General features: G+C 61.9%; 15 protein-coding genes. 12 read left to right on the top strand and 3 right to left on the bottom strand.

Annotated features, from left to right (window positions below; genetic code table 11):
• Positions 1 to 42: 42 nt before the first annotated feature.
• Positions 43 to 996, bottom strand: coding sequence for an L-threonylcarbamoyladenylate synthase (locus VJS46_RS12680; RefSeq protein ID WP_324060422.1), 954 nt, complete (start codon positions 994 to 996; stop codon positions 43 to 45).
• A gap of 65 nt (positions 997 to 1,061) precedes the next feature.
• Here VJS46_RS12680 and VJS46_RS12675 point away from each other — a divergent pair, with 65 nt between their 5' ends.
• The 11 genes from VJS46_RS12675 (at position 1,062) to VJS46_RS12625 (ending at position 14,018) form a co-directional block, all read left to right on the top strand.
• Positions 1,062 to 2,801 carry an acyl-CoA dehydrogenase gene (locus VJS46_RS12675; RefSeq protein WP_324060421.1) on the top strand — a complete coding sequence of 580 codons (1,740 nt, stop codon included), beginning with the start codon at positions 1,062 to 1,064 and terminating at the stop codon, positions 2,799 to 2,801.
• A gap of 56 nt (positions 2,802 to 2,857) precedes the next feature.
• On the top strand, positions 2,858 to 3,673 hold the full coding sequence (locus tag VJS46_RS12670; protein WP_324060420.1) for an ATP-binding protein: 816 nt from the start codon (positions 2,858 to 2,860) through the stop codon (positions 3,671 to 3,673).
• A 56-nt stretch (positions 3,674 to 3,729) separates the two neighbouring features.
• Complete coding sequence (gene hisG, locus VJS46_RS12665) at positions 3,730 to 4,392, top strand: ATP phosphoribosyltransferase (protein ID WP_324060419.1); 663 nt, start codon at positions 3,730 to 3,732, stop codon at positions 4,390 to 4,392.
• A gap of 90 nt (positions 4,393 to 4,482) precedes the next feature.
• Positions 4,483 to 5,772 (top strand): histidinol dehydrogenase, encoded by a 1,290-nt coding sequence (gene hisD, locus VJS46_RS12660; RefSeq protein WP_324060418.1) that lies wholly within the window; start codon positions 4,483 to 4,485, stop codon positions 5,770 to 5,772.
• Between the two features lie 84 nt (positions 5,773 to 5,856).
• A complete protein-coding gene (gene nusB / locus VJS46_RS12655) occupies positions 5,857 to 6,303 on the top strand; it encodes a transcription antitermination factor NusB (protein WP_324060417.1) in 447 nt (148 codons plus the stop codon).
• Between the two features lie 380 nt (positions 6,304 to 6,683).
• Positions 6,684 to 7,607, top strand: coding sequence for a thiamine-phosphate kinase (gene thiL / locus VJS46_RS12650; protein WP_324060416.1), 924 nt, complete (start codon positions 6,684 to 6,686; stop codon positions 7,605 to 7,607).
• Between the two features lie 127 nt (positions 7,608 to 7,734).
• The gene (locus VJS46_RS12645; RefSeq protein ID WP_324060415.1) at positions 7,735 to 9,858 is read left to right on the top strand and encodes a sodium-translocating pyrophosphatase; all 2,124 of its coding nucleotides are present in this window, start codon (positions 7,735 to 7,737) and stop codon (positions 9,856 to 9,858) included.
• A 121-nt stretch (positions 9,859 to 9,979) separates the two neighbouring features.
• Positions 9,980 to 10,510 carry a phosphoribosyltransferase gene (locus tag VJS46_RS12640; RefSeq protein WP_324060414.1) on the top strand — a complete coding sequence of 177 codons (531 nt, stop codon included), beginning with the start codon at positions 9,980 to 9,982 and terminating at the stop codon, positions 10,508 to 10,510.
• Between the two features lie 280 nt (positions 10,511 to 10,790).
• Positions 10,791 to 11,978: an aspartate aminotransferase family protein gene (locus tag VJS46_RS12635; protein ID WP_324060413.1), complete on the top strand. Its 1,188-nt coding sequence runs from the start codon at positions 10,791 to 10,793 to the stop codon at positions 11,976 to 11,978.
• A gap of 99 nt (positions 11,979 to 12,077) precedes the next feature.
• Entirely contained in the window at positions 12,078 to 13,007 is a 930-nt protein-coding gene (argF, locus tag VJS46_RS12630; protein WP_324060412.1) for an ornithine carbamoyltransferase, read from the top strand.
• A 102-nt stretch (positions 13,008 to 13,109) separates the two neighbouring features.
• Positions 13,110 to 14,018, top strand: a complete 909-nt coding sequence (locus VJS46_RS12625) for an Hsp33 family molecular chaperone HslO (protein ID WP_414708016.1) — start codon at positions 13,110 to 13,112, stop codon at positions 14,016 to 14,018.
• Positions 14,019 to 14,197: 179 nt separating this feature from the next.
• Here the strand turns inward: VJS46_RS12625 and VJS46_RS12620 are convergent, their stop codons facing one another.
• Both VJS46_RS12620 and pdxH read right to left on the bottom strand, forming a co-directional pair.
• The gene (locus VJS46_RS12620; RefSeq protein ID WP_324060411.1) at positions 14,198 to 15,184 is read right to left on the bottom strand and encodes a cation diffusion facilitator family transporter; all 987 of its coding nucleotides are present in this window, start codon (positions 15,182 to 15,184) and stop codon (positions 14,198 to 14,200) included.
• The gene (gene pdxH, locus VJS46_RS12615) at positions 15,181 to 15,759 is read right to left on the bottom strand and encodes a pyridoxamine 5'-phosphate oxidase (protein ID WP_324060410.1); all 579 of its coding nucleotides are present in this window, start codon (positions 15,757 to 15,759) and stop codon (positions 15,181 to 15,183) included. The genes VJS46_RS12620 and pdxH overlap by 4 nt, the downstream gene beginning before the upstream one ends.
• Positions 15,760 to 15,961: 202 nt before the next feature.
• Here pdxH and VJS46_RS12610 point away from each other — a divergent pair, with 202 nt between their 5' ends.
• On the top strand, positions 15,962 to 16,891 hold the full coding sequence (locus VJS46_RS12610; protein WP_324060409.1) for a J domain-containing protein: 930 nt from the start codon (positions 15,962 to 15,964) through the stop codon (positions 16,889 to 16,891).
• Positions 16,892 to 16,935 lie beyond the last annotated feature (44 nt).

The following is a 16,935-nucleotide window of genomic DNA, read 5'->3' as shown; positions in this document are numbered from 1 at the left end:
GTCGTCCCTGCCTGCGCAGCGACGACGGAGAATTGATGGACCTTAAGCCGCAGCCCGTTTCAGCCGATCGTTGATCGCCACGCCCAATCCTTCTTCCGGTACCGGGGCCACGGCAATGGCCTTGGCCGTGCTGGCGTCCGCCAGATGCAAGGCGTCGAAGAGCCGCGCTGCCGCCTCTTCCAGCTTGCCCGTTTCACTGAGATTATAGTCGCATGGCATGTCGCCAAAGCCGATCAGATACTCGCCCTTGCGCGCCGTTTTTGCATTGAGCCGCACCCGCTTTGAAGGAGCGTAATGGCTGAGAAGCTGGCCTGGCGCTTCTATCTTGTCCCCTTGGGGGCCAATCACCGGGCACTTCATTATCCGGGTCAGCATCTCCGCTGTTACAGGGCCTGGCCTTAGGAGCCTGATCAAATCCGTCTCCGGCGCGACAATGGTCGATTCCAGGCCATGCTCGGTTGGACCTGCATCCAATATCAGGGGAATCCGCCCGCCAAGGCTCGCCATCACATGTTCCGCGCGCCTCGGGCTGATCGCACCGCTGGCATTGGCCGAAGGCGCGGCAAGGGGGCGGCCGCTTTCCCGAATCAGCGCCTGCATCGCTCCATGGTGCGGATAACGCAGGGCGATGGTCGGAAGACCTGCGGTCACCAGCGAGGCGATCCCGCTCTCTTCCTGCAAGGGCAGCACGAGCGTAAGGGGGCCCGGCCAGAAGCGTCCGGCCAATTCCTCCGCTAGTGGTGAGAAGCGGGCGATCCGCCGGGCCATGTCCATGCTCGCGATATGAACGATCAGGGGATTGAAGCTCGGCCTTCCCTTCGCCGCATAAATGCGGGCAACCGCTTCAGGGCTGGTGGCGTCTGCGGCCAGTCCGTAAACCGTTTCGGTGGGCACGGCCACTGCCTGCCCCTCCCGGATCAACGCTGCAGCTTGTTCGAGCGCGGCCCTGCCATGGAGGAGGATTTTGGTCTGGAAGGGCGGTTTTGCGCTGCTCACAGCCCGGCGCTATAGCTGTCTGGAATCAAGCGTGAAAGCGCAAAAGCATCAAGAGGACACCAGCCATGGACTATAAGGCCCCTATCCCTGAGCAGTGTTTCGTCCTTGATCATGTGACCGGTATCGCAGAGCTTGCCAGCCACAATGCGTTCGCCGCCGCCACCCCGGAGATGGTGGACGCCATCGTCGAAGGGATCGCGCAGTTCGCGGAAGGCGAATATGCTCCCTTGAATCGCATTGGCGACCAGGAAGGCGCCAAATGGAGGGACGGGAAGGTTGCCCTGCCCGCCGGATTTCGCGAAGCCTATCGCGCCTTTGTCGCCAATGGCTGGGGCAGCATCAATGGGCCGGAGGCCTTTGGCGGGCAGGGGCTGCCATTCTCGCTATTTTCGCTGGTGATGGAGGATCTGGGCAGCGCAAACCTGGCCTTTTCGCTGGTCAACATGCTGACACCCGGCGCGATCGAGGCGCTGATGGCGCATGGTTCGGCGCAGCAGCAGGCCAAATGGCTGCCAAAGCTGGTGAGCGGCGAATGGACGGGTACGATGAACCTCACTGAGGCGCAGGCGGGATCGGATGTGGGGGCGCTCCGAACCATGGCGACGCCGCTTGGCGATGGCACTTATCGGATAAAGGGGCAGAAGATCTTCATCACCTTCGGCGAACATGACCTGACGGACAATATTGTCCATCTGGTGCTCGCCCGAACCCCCGGAGCGCCAGTAGGCACCAAGGGCATTTCGCTCTTCCTGGTCCCCAAATATCGTGTGAAGGACGATGGCAGCCTTGGGGCGCTCAATGATCTCCATTGCGCCTCCATTGAACATAAGATGGGCATCCATGCCTCTCCCACCTGCGTCATGTCCTATGGCGATCATGACGATTGCATCGGCGAACTGGTAGGGGAAGAAATGAGGGGCATGAAGGCGATGTTCACGATGATGAACCAGGCTCGCCTCAATGTCGGGAATCAAGGTGTCCAGATCGCCGAGCGCGCGACGCAACAGGCGCTGGCCTATGCCGCCGAGCGAATCCAGTCGGCGCTGGCAGACGGGAGTTCCGCAGGTCCCGCCGCCATCATTGAGCATCCAGACGTCAGGCGCATGCTGCTGCGGATGAAGGCCCAAACGCAGGCGGCCCGGGCGCTGGTTTATTATGCGGCCGGGCAAGTGGACCGGGCGCATCTTGGGGCGGCCGGAGCGAGAAAACGCCTGGACCTGATCACGCCGCTGGCGAAAGCTCATGGCACCGATCTTGGCTGCGAAGTGGCGTCGCTTGGCGTGCAGGTCCACGGCGGCATGGGCTTTATCGAAGAAACGGGAGCGGCTCAGCATTACCGGGATGTACGGATCGCTCCCATCTATGAAGGCACCAACGGCATTCAGGCGGCGGACCTTGTTGGACGCAAGCTGACGGGCGACGGCGGAGAGGCATTGAATAGCCTGCTTGCCGACATTCGCGGCGAGAGCGCTGGGGAAGGTCTGTTGGCGCTTTGCGATGCGATCAAGGATGTGGCGGGCTGGATGCTGAATGCGCCGGTCAACGACCGGCTCGCGGGGAGCTATCCGTTCCTTACAATGGTTTCGGTTGCGGTCTGCGGCTGGCTGATGGAACGGCAGGGGAGGATTGCTGCTGGCATGCTGGCGCGGGGGGAGGGTGATCCAGGGTTCCTGAAGGCCAAGCAGGTGACGGCCCGCTATTATGGGGAGCAGATCGTGCCCGAGGCGCTGGGGCTGAAGGCGCAGGCCATGGCGGGGGCCGGACTGCTTTACGAGCTGAGCGGCGAGGAGTTGGCGTCGCGCTGACCTGTGCGGCGCCTGGCCCTCTAGCATCAGCTTTGCCATCTGCTAAACCGCCATCCATGACCGACAAGCTTCTTTCCCGCATTGCCGAAGCGCTGGATCGCCTTGCGCCTCCGTTACCTGCGCCCGCCGACCTTTCGGCTTTTCCCGCTTATCTGTGGGATGGAAGCCTCATTCAGCCGGTTCCGGCCTTTGCCCCCATAGCCTATGATCTGCTGACCGGCATCGACGCGCAAAAGGTGCAATTGCTGGAAAACAGCCGCCGGCTCGCGTTGGGCCATGCCGCCCATGACGTACTGCTCTGGGGCGCTCGCGGGACGGGCAAGTCGGCGAGCGTGTCTTCCGTCGTCGGCAAGTTGCAGGCGGAAGGACAGGACATCGCGCTTGTCCAGTTCGCGACCGACCGGCTCAAGAGCCTGCCTGACCTGTTTTCGATCCTCAGGGGAACGTCGCGGCCGTTTATCCTGTTTATCGACGATCTTGGCTTTGATGATGTGGGTGGCGACGCGCGCGCTTTCCGCTCGCTGCTGCAAGGTTCGGCGACGGCCCGGCTCGACAATGTACGGCTGTATGTCACGTCCAACCGCCGCCATATCGTCCCCCGCAACATGGGCGAGCAGGACGATCCCATCAACAAGCGGGACGTGGTCGACGACAAGATGGCGCTGTCCGACCGCTTTGGCCTCAGCCTTGGTTTCCACAATATCGATCAGGACGCCTATCTCGCGATCGTTTCCGGCTATGCGGCGTATTATGGCCTGCCGTTCGACGCGCAGGAGGCGGTTCAGTGGGCGACGGTGCGGGGCAGCCGTTCCGGGCGTGTCGCCTGGCAATATGTGGTGGAGCTTGCCGGAAGGGCAGGACTCCGAATTTAGGGAGGGCGATGCAGCTTGTTGCCCTTTTCCCCGCCCGCAAGTAAAGCGCCACCATCATGACAAAGCCGCTGATCATTGCCATCCCCAAGGGGCGCATCCTCGACGAGGCGTTGCCCCTGCTCGCGCGTGTCGGGATTGAGCCGGAGGCGGACTTTCACAACAAGCATAGCCGCGCGCTCCAATTCGCCACCAATCAAAAGAATATCTCCATCATCCGCGTGCGCGCCTTCGATGTGGCGACCTTTGTCGCCCATGGGGCGGCCCAGATCGGGATAGTGGGCTCCGATGTGGTGGAGGAGTTCAACTATTCCGAGCTTTATGCCCCCGTCGACCTGGATATCGGCCATTGCCGGCTGTCGGTCGCCGAACCCAAGGATCTGGCAGCCGAGGACGAACGCGCCATGAGCCATGTGCGCGTCGCCACCAAATATCCCAGCCTCACCCGCCGCCATTTCGAACGGCAGGGCATTCAGGCGGAATGCGTGAAGCTGAACGGCGCGATGGAGCTTGCCCCTTCGCTCGGACTTTCGCGGCGCATTGTCGATCTTGTCTCGTCTGGCGCGACGCTCAAGGCCAATGGCCTGGTGGAAACGAGCATCATCATGCAGATTTCGGCCCGTCTTGTCGTCAACCGCGCCGCCTTCAAGATGCGCTCGGGCGAACTGGTGCCGCTGGTGGAGGCTTTCCGCAAGGCTGTGGAGACGCGCGATGCGGCTTGATGCGGAAGCGCGCTCCTGCGGAAGCCAGTTCCCTTCTCTTCGGTCGTCCCTGCCTGCGCAGGGACGACCGAAGAGGGGGAGGGCGAACATATGACCCTCCGCCTGTCCACCCGCGACGCGGGTTTTGCCGAAGCCTTCACCGTGCTGGTCAATGCCCGGCGCGAAGCTGACGAGGATGTTTCGCGCGACGTCTCGGCCATTTTGAGGCGTGTTCGTGACGAGGGGGACGCCGCGCTCGCCGATTATACCCACCGGTTCGACCACCACGACCTGAATGTTACCGGCTGGGCCGTGACGGCGGCTGAACGGAAGACTGCGCTTGCAGGACTTTCCAGCGAGCTCCGCACCGCTCTGGAACTCGCGGCCGAGCGTATCGCCGCCTATCATGAGAAGCAGAAGCCGCAGGATAGCGACAGCACCGATGGGGCAGGGGTTCGCCTGGGCGCCCGCTGGCGGGCCGTCGATGCGGCGGGCCTTTATGTGCCGGGTGGCCGCGCGGCTTATCCGAGTTCGCTGCTGATGAACGCCATCCCCGCCAAGGTTGCGGGGGTCGAGCGTATCGCAATGGTGACGCCGACGCCCCGGGGCGAGGTCAATCCGCTCGTCCTGGCCGCTGCCGAGATTGCCGGGATCGAGGAAATCTGGCGTGTGGGCGGGGCGCAGGCGGTGGCTGCCCTTGCCTATGGCACTGGCCGTATCAGGCCGGTCGATGTCATTACCGGTCCAGGCAATGCCTGGGTGGCTGAAGCCAAGCGCCAGCTCTATGGTGTTGTTGGCATCGACATGGTCGCTGGTCCTTCCGAAATCGTCGTGGTGGCCGATGGGAAGAACGATCCCGAATGGACCGCTGCCGATCTGCTCAGCCAGTCGGAACATGATCCCACCAGCCAATCCATCCTGTTCACTGATGATGCGGCCTTCGCCGATGCAGTGGCGGCGGCGGTCGAGCGGCAGATTCCGCAGCTTTCGACCAGCGCTGTGGCCCGTGCAAGCTGGGACGCGAATGGCGCCATCATATTGGTGAAGGATCTGGAAGAGGCTCTTCCTCTGGTGGATCGCCTGGCGCCGGAGCATCTGGAACTGGCGGTTGACGACCCCGAGCCGCTCTTCGACCAGGTGCGGCACGCGGGCTCCGTGTTCATGGGCCGCATGACGCCTGAAGCGGTGGGGGACTATGTTGCGGGCCCCAACCATGTGTTGCCGACGGGCCGCCGTGCGCGCTTTTCCTCCGGGCTTTCAGTGCTGGACTTCATGAAGCGGACCAGCTTCCTGGCGTTGGACGAAGCGGCGATCGAAGTCATCGGACCTGCCGCTGTCGCGCTGGCGAAGGCGGAGGGGCTTCCGGCCCACGCGTCTTCGGTGGCGAAAAGATTGAAATAACCCGTTCGCACTGTGCTTGCCAAAGTGCTTATCTATTGAACAAGGGCTTCGACAGGCTCGGCCCCAACGGACAATGAATCACCGATGAAAGAACGCTCCAAATCCCGCTCTGCAGCCAGGCTGGCAGCCGTGCAGGCGCTTTACCAAAAGGATATGGAGGGCACGCCGCTGCCCGTCCTGCTGCACGAATTCCACCAGCACCGCCTGGGCAAGACCATTGAGGATGTGACCTATGTGGACGCCGAGCGCAGTTTCTTTGACGACGTCGTCGCCGGTGTCGACAAGCGCCGGGGGGAGATCGATACCCTCATAGAGGGGCGGCTTTCCAAGGACTGGGCCATGGCGCGCCTGGATAAGCCGATGCTCCAGATATTGCGGGCTGGCACCTACGAGCTGATGTCGCGGATCGATGTGCCTACCGGCACCGTCATCAGCGAATATGTCGATGTCGCCAAGGCCTTCTACGACAAGCGGGAAAGCGGCTTTGTGAATGGGTTGCTGGACGCGATCGCGAAAGAGGTAAGACGCTGAGGGCGTGTTGAGATTCAGGTGATGCCGGGCTGCAAATGGCGGCTTTCTGCGCTTCCGGTGCTCACCTACTGAAGTACGCTGCGCGCCGGTTCTCGAAATCCATCATTTTCGCCTCGGCCTGACCTGAATCTCAACACGCCATGGGGCTGGTGAGCAATTGTGCCATTTTTTCCGTCGTCCCTGCCCTTCGACTGCCCGCAGGGCGGGGCGCTCAGGATAAACTGCGGCTTTCGGCCGCAGGCAGGGACCCCGCTGCTTTTTGGCAGCGTTGTTGAAGAAAGCGGGGTCCCTGCCTGCGCAGGGACGACGGCTATTCTCTCTCTCTCTCTCTCTCGAAGGACCGATAGCCGCCACGGCATTGCCCGTGCTAGGCAGATTGCATGACCACTGAAACCGTCTTCATCGAAGCTCTCCGCGCCCTTGCGACGCATGATGCCGCCCGGGGCCTTCAGGACGACGCTGCGGTTCTTGAGATTGGCGGCGCTGCTCTCGTTCTTACGAGCGATACCATTGTCGCGGGCGTTCATTTCCTTCCCGCCGATCCGCCGGAGGACATTGGCTGGAAGCTGGCGGCCGTCAATCTTTCCGATCTCGCCGCCAAAGGCGCGCAGCCGCTCGCCTGCCTCATGAACTATGCACTTACCGGCGATGACGACTGGGACCGGCGCTTTCTCCTGGGCCTGAAGGAAGCGCTCGACCTTTATGGCATGCCCCTCATCGGGGGGGATACGGTCGCGATGCCGGAGGGAGCGCCCGGCGTCTTTACCCTGACGGCAATCGGCAAGGGGCCTGACTGCGGCGTTCCGTCGCGCAGCGGCGCGAAGGCGGGCGATATCCTGTGCGTAACCGGCACGGTCGGGGACGCCGGTCTTGGGCTGGAACTCGCAAAACGCGGCGAAAAGAGCCCACCCAATTGTCTGCGGGCCTATCGCCGGCCGCAGCCGCTGGTGCAGGAGGGGCAGCTATTGGCGCCGCTGGTACGTGCAATGATGGATGTCTCGGACGGCGTGCTGATAGACGCGGCTCGCATGGCCGCCGCCAGTGCCGTGGCTGTCGAGATATCGCTGGACCGGCTGCCGCTCTCTCAAGCGCTTCTGTCCAGTGGTCAGGATGATCTGCAGCTTCGCACCGCGGCGGCCACCGCGGGCGATGATTATCAGCTTCTTTTAGCGGTCCCGCCTGGAACCCCCCTGCCGCTGCCCGTGACCATTATAGGCCGATTTGCGGAAGGGCAGGGGCTAAGTCTTTTGAATGGCAGGACTTTGGTTCCGCTGCCATCGCGGCTTGGCTATCTGCACGGCTGACGCTTGCATAAATTGCAGCAATATTATTAGCAGCTTGACCTTATTCCCCTGACCTATACGTTCCCCGCTGTCATTCCGGGCGTTTTCCCGGCGTTCCGGATCGTAACAACAGGGAGAGGGAACTGATATGACGATTGCGACAATCGCCATAGGGTGCGGCCTGCTGGCCGTGCTCTACGGGCTTTTTACCAGCCGGCAAGTGCTGAACGCCTCGCCGGGCAATGAAAAAATGCAGGAAATAGCAGGCGCCATTCAGGAAGGGGCAAAGGCCTATCTGGGGCGTCAATACAGGACGATCGCCATTGTCGGCGTGGTGGTTGCAATCGCCATCTTTTACTTTCTTGGGGCGGTATCGGCCCTGGGCTTTGTCATAGGCGCGGTCCTTTCAGGCGCGGCGGGCTATATCGGCATGAACATTTCGGTTCGCGCCAATGTGCGCACGGCGGAGGCCGCACGGGTGACACTGCAAAGCGGTCTGACGGTCGCTTTCCGGGCTGGCGCGGTCACGGGGCTGCTGGTCGCCGGGCTCGCCTTGCTCGCGATTTCGGTCTTCTTCTGGTATCTGATCGGCCCGGCTGGCCTTACGGTCAAGGATCGCACGGTCATCGATGCGCTTGTGGCTCTGGCCTTTGGCGGATCGCTGATTTCGATCTTCGCCCGGCTTGGCGGCGGCATCTTCACCAAGGCGGCGGACGTGGGCGCTGACCTGGTCGGCAAGGTGGAAGCCGGTATTCCCGAGGACGATCCCCGCAATCCCGCAGTGATTGCGGACAATGTTGGCGACAATGTCGGCGATTGCGCCGGCATGGCCGCCGACCTTTTTGAAACCTATGTGGTGACGGTTGGCGCTACTATGGTGCTGACGGCGCTGCTGGTCGACACCGGCGTTGCCGAGCTGACCCAGCTTATGAGCCTGCCGCTGGTGGTGGGCGGCGTGTGTATCATCACCTCGATCATCGGCACCTATTTCGTGCGGCTGGGCTCGAGCCAGTCGATCATGGGCGCGCTTTACAAGGGCTTTCTGACGACAGCGATCCTTTCCATTCCGGCGCTTTATTATGTCACCTGGCGCACGCTGGGTGATCTTGATGCGCCGATCGGCAGCGATCTGGGCGGCGAGGGCGGCTTTACCGGCATGGACCTGTTCTGGTCGATGATGGTGGGCCTGGGTGTCACCGGCCTTATCGTCTGGATCACGGAATATTATACGGGCACCAATTTCCGGCCCGTGCGGTCCATCGCTCAGGCTTCGGTGACCGGCCATGGCACGAATGTGATCCAGGGCCTCGCGGTTTCGCTCGAATCCACGGCGCTCCCGACACTCGTCATCTGCGTCGGGATCGTCATCAGCTATTCGCTCGCCGGCCTCATCGGCATTGCATTTGCTGCAACGGCGATGCTGGCGCTCGCTGGCATGGTGGTGGCGCTGGACGCCTATGGTCCGGTCACTGACAATGCAGGCGGCATCGCAGAAATGGCGGGGCTGGAGGATGATGTCCGCACCCGTACCGATGCGCTGGATGCAGTAGGCAACACGACGAAGGCGGTCACCAAGGGCTATGCCATCGGCTCGGCCGGGCTTGCTGCGCTGGTGCTTTTCGGCGCCTATACGGAGGACCTGCAATTCTTCAGCACTGATCTGGGTCTTACCGAGCCGGTTGATTTCAGCCTGTCGAATCCGTTCGTCATCGTTGGCCTGCTTCTCGGGGCGTTGCTGCCCTATCTGTTCGGCGCGCTCGGCATGACGGCGGTCGGCCGCGCTGCCGGAGCGGTGGTGGAGGAAGTCCGCTCGCAGTTCCGCGACAATCCGGGGATCATGGCAGGCACCAGCCGCCCCAATTATGGCCGCACGGTCGACCTGGTCACCAAGGCCGCAATCCGGGAGATGATCCTGCCGTCGTTGCTGCCGGTATTCACCCCTATCGTGGTTTATTTCGTGATCGCCGCAGTGGCGGGACCGGCCAATGGCTTCGCCGCCCTTGGCGCACTGCTCCTGGGGGTGATCGTCTCCGGCCTGTTTGTCGCCATCTCCATGACCAGCGGCGGCGGGGCATGGGACAATGCGAAGAAATTCATTGAGGATGGCAATCACGGCGGCAAGGGATCGGACGCCCATAAGGCCGCTGTCACCGGCGACACTGTGGGCGATCCCTACAAGGACACCGCGGGTCCGGCGGTCAATCCGATGATCAAAATCACCAATATCGTGGCGCTGCTCCTGCTCGCGGCGCTCGCCCATGGGACCATGTGAATGAACTTCCGCCCGGTGCGGGGCCTGGGCCCTGCACTGGGCACGTTCTCCATCCATTGCGGCAGGCCGTCACACAGGCTAAATAGTTCCCCGTCCGTCTCGCACGCTTGGGAGAACCGAGTTGACCCAGAGCCTGCATCCCGACCTCAGCTACATCAGCTATGAGGATTTCCTGAACGACGTTCACGGGATCATTGCGGCGGTGCGCGATGATCGCTGGCAGCCCGGTTTCGTGGTCGGGATAGGCCGGGGCGGCCTGGCCCCCGCGGTCTTCATCTCCCATGGCATGAAGGTGCCGATGCTGTCGGTCGACCATAGCGCCAAGGTCGCGGACTTTGCCGATGAACTGCTGGAAAGGCTGGCGCGTCTCGCCACCAATGGCAACCGGCTGCTCTTCGTGGACGATATCAACGACAGCGGATCGACGCTGCTTTACATCCGGAACATGCTCGAAGGATTTGGCGCGGACGCCGGCAGCATCCGCTATGCCGTGCTCATCAACAACAGCCGCTCGCGCGCGAAGGTGGATTATTGGTCGCGGGAAATCGATCGCGGCAGTGACAAACGCTGGTTCGTTTTTCCCTGGGAAGCCATGGCCGCAGCGGAAACGCTGATCGGCGAAGCCAATGAGGTGCCCGAGCGGTTGGCTTGAGGTGCGATAATTCCCATTGCGCCAAAAAGAGAAGCGGGGTCCCTGCCTGCGCAGGGACGACGGACGGTTTTGCGGAGGGACAACGGGCGGTTTATTGAACGGCAGCAATCGCTCCAACAGCTAGGCCGTTCGCGGCCCCCTTCCGCAGGGGGCAGGGGGGATAGTCCTAATTGACCCCCTCCCGCCATCCCTGTATATGAGCGGCGCAACATGGGCGGTCCTCGCGGGACCGCCTTTTTTGCTTTGTTTCAAACGCTCAGCCCCAAGAAAGGGAAGGCTCATGTCGATCACGCCGCTCATGCCTGTTTACCCCCGGTGCGATGTGCGTCCGGTGCGAGGCGAGGGCTGCCATCTGATCGGCGAGCGCGGCGAGCGCTATCTGGATTTTGCCAGCGGCATTGCGGTCAACATTTTGGGCCATGGTCATCCGCAACTGGTGAAAACCATTCAGGACCAGGCGGCGACGCTGATGCACACCTCCAATCTCTATGGCATGCCATTAGGGGAAAAGCTCGCGCAGCGGCTGGTGGACACCACCTTCGCCGACACGGTGTTCTTCACGAACAGCGGGGCGGAGGCGCTGGAATGCGCGATCAAGACCGCGCGCCGCTACCATTATGCGAGCGGCAATCCGCAGAAGTACAAGCTCATCACCTTCTCCAACGCCTTTCACGGGCGGACGCTCGGCACCATTTCGGCGACCGATCAGCCCAAGATGCGCGACGGCTTTGAGCCGCTTTTGCCCGGCTTTCAGGTGGTGAAGTTCAACGATCTCGAAGCCGCGCTGGCTGCTGTGGACGGCCAGACTGCGGGCTTCCTGCTGGAACCGGTGCAGGGCGAAGGCGGGATCCTGCCGGCCACGACCGACTTCCTCAAGGGATTGCGCCAGGTTTGCGATGAAAAGGACCTGCTGCTCATTTTCGACGAGGTGCAATGCGGTGTCATGCGCACCGGCACCTTCTTCGCTTATGAGCAATATGGCGTGCTGCCCGATATCATGGCCATCGCCAAGGGCATCGGCGGCGGCTTTCCGCTCGGCGCATGCCTTGCCACGGAGAATGCCGCCAAGGGCATGGTCTTTGGCACCCATGGTTCCACCTATGGCGGCAACCCGCTCGCCATGGCGGTGGGAAACACGGTGCTTGATGTGATCCTGGAGCCTAGCTTCAAGGAACATGTGCAGAAAATGGGCGAGCGCCTGCGCGCCAGCCTGGAGCAACTGATCCCCAATCATGACGAGCTGTTCGAAAGCGTGCGGGGAATGGGCCTGATGCTTGGCATCAGGATGAAAACCGACAGCCGCGCCTTCGTCGCTCATTTGCGTGACAAGCACGGTCTGCTGACGGTGGCGGGCGGCGACAATGTCGTGCGCATCCTGCCGCCGCTGATCATTGATGAGAGCCATATCGCCGAATGCATCGAGAAGCTTTCGGCGGGGGCGAAGGATTTTGAGGTTCCGGCCTCTTGATTGTCCATCCGTTCATGCCGGGCCGGTCGAAGCATGTCTCTTCTCCAGAAGACAAGGGCTTCGACTGGTCCGGCTCGAACGGCCGGTAGGAAATCGCAGATGACAAGACATTTCCTGAATCTTTCCGACGCGGGCGGCGACGCCATTGCCGCCATGCTGAACGATGCGCTGGACCGGAAGGCAAAGCGCAAGGATTGGCCAAAGGGCGCAGCGGACGCCGATGAGCCGCTCGCCGGACATGTGCTGGGCATGATCTTCGAGAAGAACTCGACGCGCACCCGTGTCTCCTTCGACATGGCGATCCGGCAACTCGGCGGCACCAGCATTGTCATGGAGGGCGGCTCCATGCAGTTGGGGCGGGGCGAGACCATCGCAGATACGGCGCGCGTCCTATCCCGCTATGTCGATGCCATCATGATCCGCACGGACGATCATCAGAAGATCGAGGAATTGGCGCAGCACGCTTCTGTCCCGGTCATCAATGGCCTCACCGACCTGTCGCATCCCTGTCAGATCATGGCCGATCTTCTGACCGTCATTGAACATGGCAAGGCGCTGCCGGGGTCGGAATGGGCATGGCTTGGGGACGGCAACAACGTCCTCCACTCGGTCATCGAGGCGGCGGGACTGATGAGGTTCAATGTTCGCGTCGCCTGTCCCGAAGGCTATGAGCCCAATCCCTTCTTCGCTGCTGAGGCCGTGAAGATGGGGGCCAATGTGCATATGATCCAGGACCCGCAAGAGGCGGTGCGCGGCGCCGATATCGTGGTTACGGACACCTGGATTTCGATGGGGCAGGCACATGCCGAGGAAAAGCTGAAGGCCATGATGCCCTATCAGGTGACCGAAGAATTGATGGCGCTCGCCAAGCCCGACGCAAAATTCCTCCATTGCCTGCCCGCTCATCGTGGGGAAGAGGTAACGGATGCCGTGATCGACGGCCCGCAGTCGGTGATCTGGGACGAAGCGGAAAATCGCCTGCATGCGCAGAAGTCCGTTCTGCTCTGGGCGATGGGACAGCTTGGTTGAGATTTCGCTGACGCACCCTATCTCCATCCCCATTCGCGTTGAACGAAGACACGACACGCTGTCCTGCATTGACGTCCCTGGCTGCGCTCGGGACGAACGGAGTTGAACTTGTTATCCCCCGATCTTGACCGCGCCCTTGGCTTCACCATCACATCCCGCCATGCGCGGGGACGGCTTGTGAGGCTGGGCCCGGTGATGGACCAGGTGCTCTCGGCGCATGCCTATCCACCAGTGATTGAAAGATTGCTTGGCGAGGCGCTGGCGCTCACAGCGCTGCTTGGCACCACGCTCAAGGATGCGGGCGGGCAGCTTACCATTCAGGCCCAGACCGAAAATGGCGTCGTCGAGCTTCTTGTCTGCGACTATAAGGCAGGCGAACTTCGCGGCTATGTGAAGTTCGACGAGGACCGCCTTGCCGAGCAGCCGTCCGATCCGACGCTGTTCGCCCTGTTCGGCAAAGGCTATCTGGCCATTACTTTCGATCAGGCGGTGTCCGGGGAACGTTATCAGGGGATCGTTCCGCTGGAAGGGGCTTCGCTTGCGGCGGCGGCGGAGCATTATTTCAGCCAGTCCGAGCAGATACCGAGTTTCGTGCGCATCGCCGTGCGGCACGATCCGGGCGAAGGGTGCATTGCGGCCGGCCTTCTTCTCCAGCATCTGCCGGAGGGCGAAGAGGGCAGGGAGCGCCTGCATGTGCGCATGGATCACCCCGAATGGGAGCATGTCCATGCCCTGGCGGCAACTGTCAGCGACGATGAACTGACCGATGGCGGCTTGCCGCTGGAAGATCTTGTCTGGCGCCTCTTCCATGAGGAGGATGAGGTTCGTGTGCTGACACCTGTATCGTTGCAGCGGGGCTGCCGCTGCAACATCGAGCATATCCGCGACGTGATCGGACGGTTCCCCGCCGATCAGCGCGGGGAAATGGCGGATGAGGGTGGCATGATCAATGTGGACTGCGCTTTTTGTTCGCGGATTTTCGAGGTGAACGCGCACAGCTTGCGGAATTGAGCGGAGCGCTTCCCACCTGAATCATTCCGTTCCTGTCGAGCGAAGTCGAGACACGCTTGCGCTGGTCCAGCGTCCCTCGACTGCGCTCGGGACGAGCGGGTTTCTGGAGAAACCTTGTTTTTCGTGATTTCCGAGTCAGCAGGTGATTCCACCTGCTTCGAAATCACTCTATCGGCGCCTCACTTCCCCTGTTCCGCCCTTTGTTCCTGCTGGACCAGGATGGCGGCATCTTTCGCCTGCAAGGGGTCGCCCCGGCCATCGATATGCCCTTCAGGATCAGGGTGGATCAGTATCTCCACGCCGGGAAATTCAGGGCGGAGCCGTGCCTCTATTTCGTCCATGACGCGATGAGCCTCACGAATGGTCATGGAAGGACTTACCCAGATATGAAATTGAGCGAAGTCGTGCATGCCGCTGGTGCGGGTGCGAAGATCGTGGATGCCCACCACCAAAGGATGGCGGCCCGCCACCTGAATGAAGCGCTGGCGCCGCTCCAATGGCCATTCCTTGTCCATCAGTTGATCGACGGCAGTATTGGACGCGCGGAAGGCGCTCCAGGCGAGCCATAATGCGATGCCAATGCCGAAGAGCGCGTCGGCACCAGTTAGGCCGAGATACTGGTCCATGGCCAGCGCGGCGATCACTGAAAGATTGAGAAACAGGTCCGACTGGTAGTGGAGATGATCCGTGCCGATCGCGACTGAATGGGTCTGGCGGATCACATGGCGCTGATAGGCGAGGAGGCCGAGCGTCGCCGCAATGGCGATCAGCGATACGCCGATGCCATATTCCGCATTGACCGTGGCTTCACCGCCGCCAAGACGCTCGACCGCGCGAAGAGCTATGCCAAAGGCGGCGACGATGATCAGCGTGACCTGAAAGAGAGCGACCAGAGCCTCTGCCTTGCCATGGCCGAAGCGATGCAGCCGGTCGGCGGGCTGGGCAGCGAAACGGACTCCGAACAGAGTGATCAGGCTGGCCACCAGATCAAGGCCCGTGTCGGCCAGCGAACCCAGCATTGCCACTGATCCCGTCGACCAGGCAGCATAGCCTTTCAGCGAAAGTAGAAACAGGGCAACGGCTACGCTGGCGAGCGCTGCCCGTGACGTGAGGCCGCCGTGCAGGGCGTGCGGATCATGCGGCGCGACTGCCTCCGGCGCGGTCATGGATAAAGCAGGCTTTCCACCCAGCCATCTCCCTCGCGGACGAAAAGATGCCGCTCATGAAGGCGATGTTCGCGATCGCGCCAGAATTCGATTCGTTCCGGGATGACGCGGAAACCGGACCAGTGGGGCGGGCGAGGGACGGCCCGGCCTTCAAAACGCGCCCGCACTTCTTCATAGCGCCGCTCGAAGGTTTCGCGGCTCTCCAACGGGCGTGACTGATCGGAGGCCCAGGCCCCCAACTGCGAATCCCGGCTGCGCGTGGCGAAATAGGCGTCGCCTTCCTCCGGGCTCACCGTTTCCACCGGCCCTTCGATACGGACCTGCCGCCGCAACGATTTCCAGTGGAACAGCAGGGCCGCATAAGGATTGGCGAAGAGGTCGGCGGCCTTGCGCCCCTCATAATTGGTATAGAAGACAAAGCCGGCGGGGCCGTGTCCCTTCAGGAGCACCATGCGCACGGATGACCGCCCTTGCGCATCCGCTGTGGCAAGCGCCATGGCGTTGCTGTCGTTTATCTCGCTCAGGCGAGCTTCGTCATACCAGCTATCGAAAAGGGCGAAGGGGTCGTTCGTCATCGTCTCTATATAAGAATGCTGAAGAAAAAGGCATAATCTCTCTAGACTCTTTGCCCTTGGCTTGTCGAAGGGCTTTTTTTGTTCCTATGCTGATGCAAAGGAGAAGCGGGCTTGGACAGGCTCAGCCGGAACGGGTTGAAGGGAGGCGTCCAGATTGCCAAATGGTTCCCGAACGAAATATTCCTACGCATAAAGGCAATAAATGGCTGATCCATACACGACATTGGGGGTGGCGCGGAATGCGAGCGAGGCCGATATCAAGAAGGCCTATCGCAAGCTCGCCAAGGAGCTGCATCCCGATCGCAACGCGGACAACCCCAACGCTGCGGAGAAATTCGCCTCTGTCACCCATGCCTATGACCTGCTGACCGACAAGGACAAGCGGGCCCAGTTCGATCGGGGAGAGATCGACGCGGATGGCAATCCCACTGCACCCTTCGGCTTTGGCGGCGGGCGCGGCGGCGGCTTCCGGTCTTCGTCCGGTCCGGGCGGAGGCAATTTCGAGTTCAATACGGATGGCGCGGACTTCGGCGACATCTTTGAGGGTCTTTTCGGCGGTGGCCGCCGCGGGGGTGGCGGCTTTGCCGGCTTCGGGCGGCAGGCTCCGCCACAGAAGGGTGCCAATGTAGCTTATCGGCTGGCCGTGGATTTCGTCGATGCGGCAAAGCTCGCTCCGCAGCGCATCACCCTGCAGGACGGCAAGACCATTGATCTGAAGCTCCCCAACGGAGTGGAGGACGGCACACAGATGCGGCTGTCGGGCAAGGGACAGCCGGGCCCAGCAGGCGCGGGTGATGCGATCATCACCATTGAGGTGCGGCCACACCCCTTCTTCAAGCGGGAAGGCCATAATGTGCGGCTTGACCTGCCGATCACGCTGGATGAGGCGGTTCATGGCGGCAAGGTGAAGGTGCCAACGGTGGACGGCCCCGTGATGCTGGGCGTTCCGGGCGGCAGTTCGTCAGGAAAGACGCTGCGCCTGAAGGGCAAGGGGTTTCATGATCGTCAAGGTGTCCGCGGCGACCAGCTTGTCACGCTGATCGTGGATGTGCCCGCCGACGATGCGCGGCTCAAAACTTTTCTTGAAGGCTGGAGGGACCCGCGCAACGTGCGCGCGAGTTTGGGGGTTTGAACCTCGCTCCTGCTTTTGCAGGAAAATGATAGCTTTAGGCGGGA

It is taken from the genome of Rhizorhapis sp. (assembly GCF_035276005.1).
GTDB lineage: Bacteria > Pseudomonadota > Alphaproteobacteria > Sphingomonadales > Sphingomonadaceae > Rhizorhapis.
The sequence above is the reverse complement of the archived record's forward strand: the minus strand, read 5'-3'. Positions and strand labels throughout refer to the sequence as shown.

Bases quoted from the DNA above. Each gene is read 5' to 3' on its own strand.
- VJS46_RS12645 (WP_324060415.1), top strand. From the start codon at position 7,735: ATGACGATTGCGACAATCGCCATAGGGTGCGGCCTGCTGGCCGTGCTC.
- hisD (WP_324060418.1), top strand. From the start codon at position 4,483: ATGACCCTCCGCCTGTCCACCCGCGACGCGGGTTTTGCCGAAGCCTTC.
- VJS46_RS12670 (WP_324060420.1), top strand. From the start codon at position 2,858: ATGACCGACAAGCTTCTTTCCCGCATTGCCGAAGCGCTGGATCGCCTT.
- pdxH (WP_324060410.1), bottom strand. From the start codon at position 15,759: ATGACGAACGACCCCTTCGCCCTTTTCGATAGCTGGTATGACGAAGCT.
- hisG (WP_324060419.1), top strand. From the start codon at position 3,730: ATGACAAAGCCGCTGATCATTGCCATCCCCAAGGGGCGCATCCTCGAC.
- VJS46_RS12620 (WP_324060411.1), bottom strand. From the start codon at position 15,184: ATGACCGCGCCGGAGGCAGTCGCGCCGCATGATCCGCACGCCCTGCAC.
- argF (WP_324060412.1), top strand. From the start codon at position 12,078: ATGACAAGACATTTCCTGAATCTTTCCGACGCGGGCGGCGACGCCATT.
- thiL (WP_324060416.1), top strand. From the start codon at position 6,684: ATGACCACTGAAACCGTCTTCATCGAAGCTCTCCGCGCCCTTGCGACG.
- VJS46_RS12675 (WP_324060421.1), top strand. From the start codon at position 1,062: ATGGACTATAAGGCCCCTATCCCTGAGCAGTGTTTCGTCCTTGATCAT.
- nusB (WP_324060417.1), top strand. From the start codon at position 5,857: ATGAAAGAACGCTCCAAATCCCGCTCTGCAGCCAGGCTGGCAGCCGTG.
- VJS46_RS12635 (WP_324060413.1), top strand. From the start codon at position 10,791: ATGTCGATCACGCCGCTCATGCCTGTTTACCCCCGGTGCGATGTGCGT.
- VJS46_RS12610 (WP_324060409.1), top strand. From the start codon at position 15,962: ATGGCTGATCCATACACGACATTGGGGGTGGCGCGGAATGCGAGCGAG.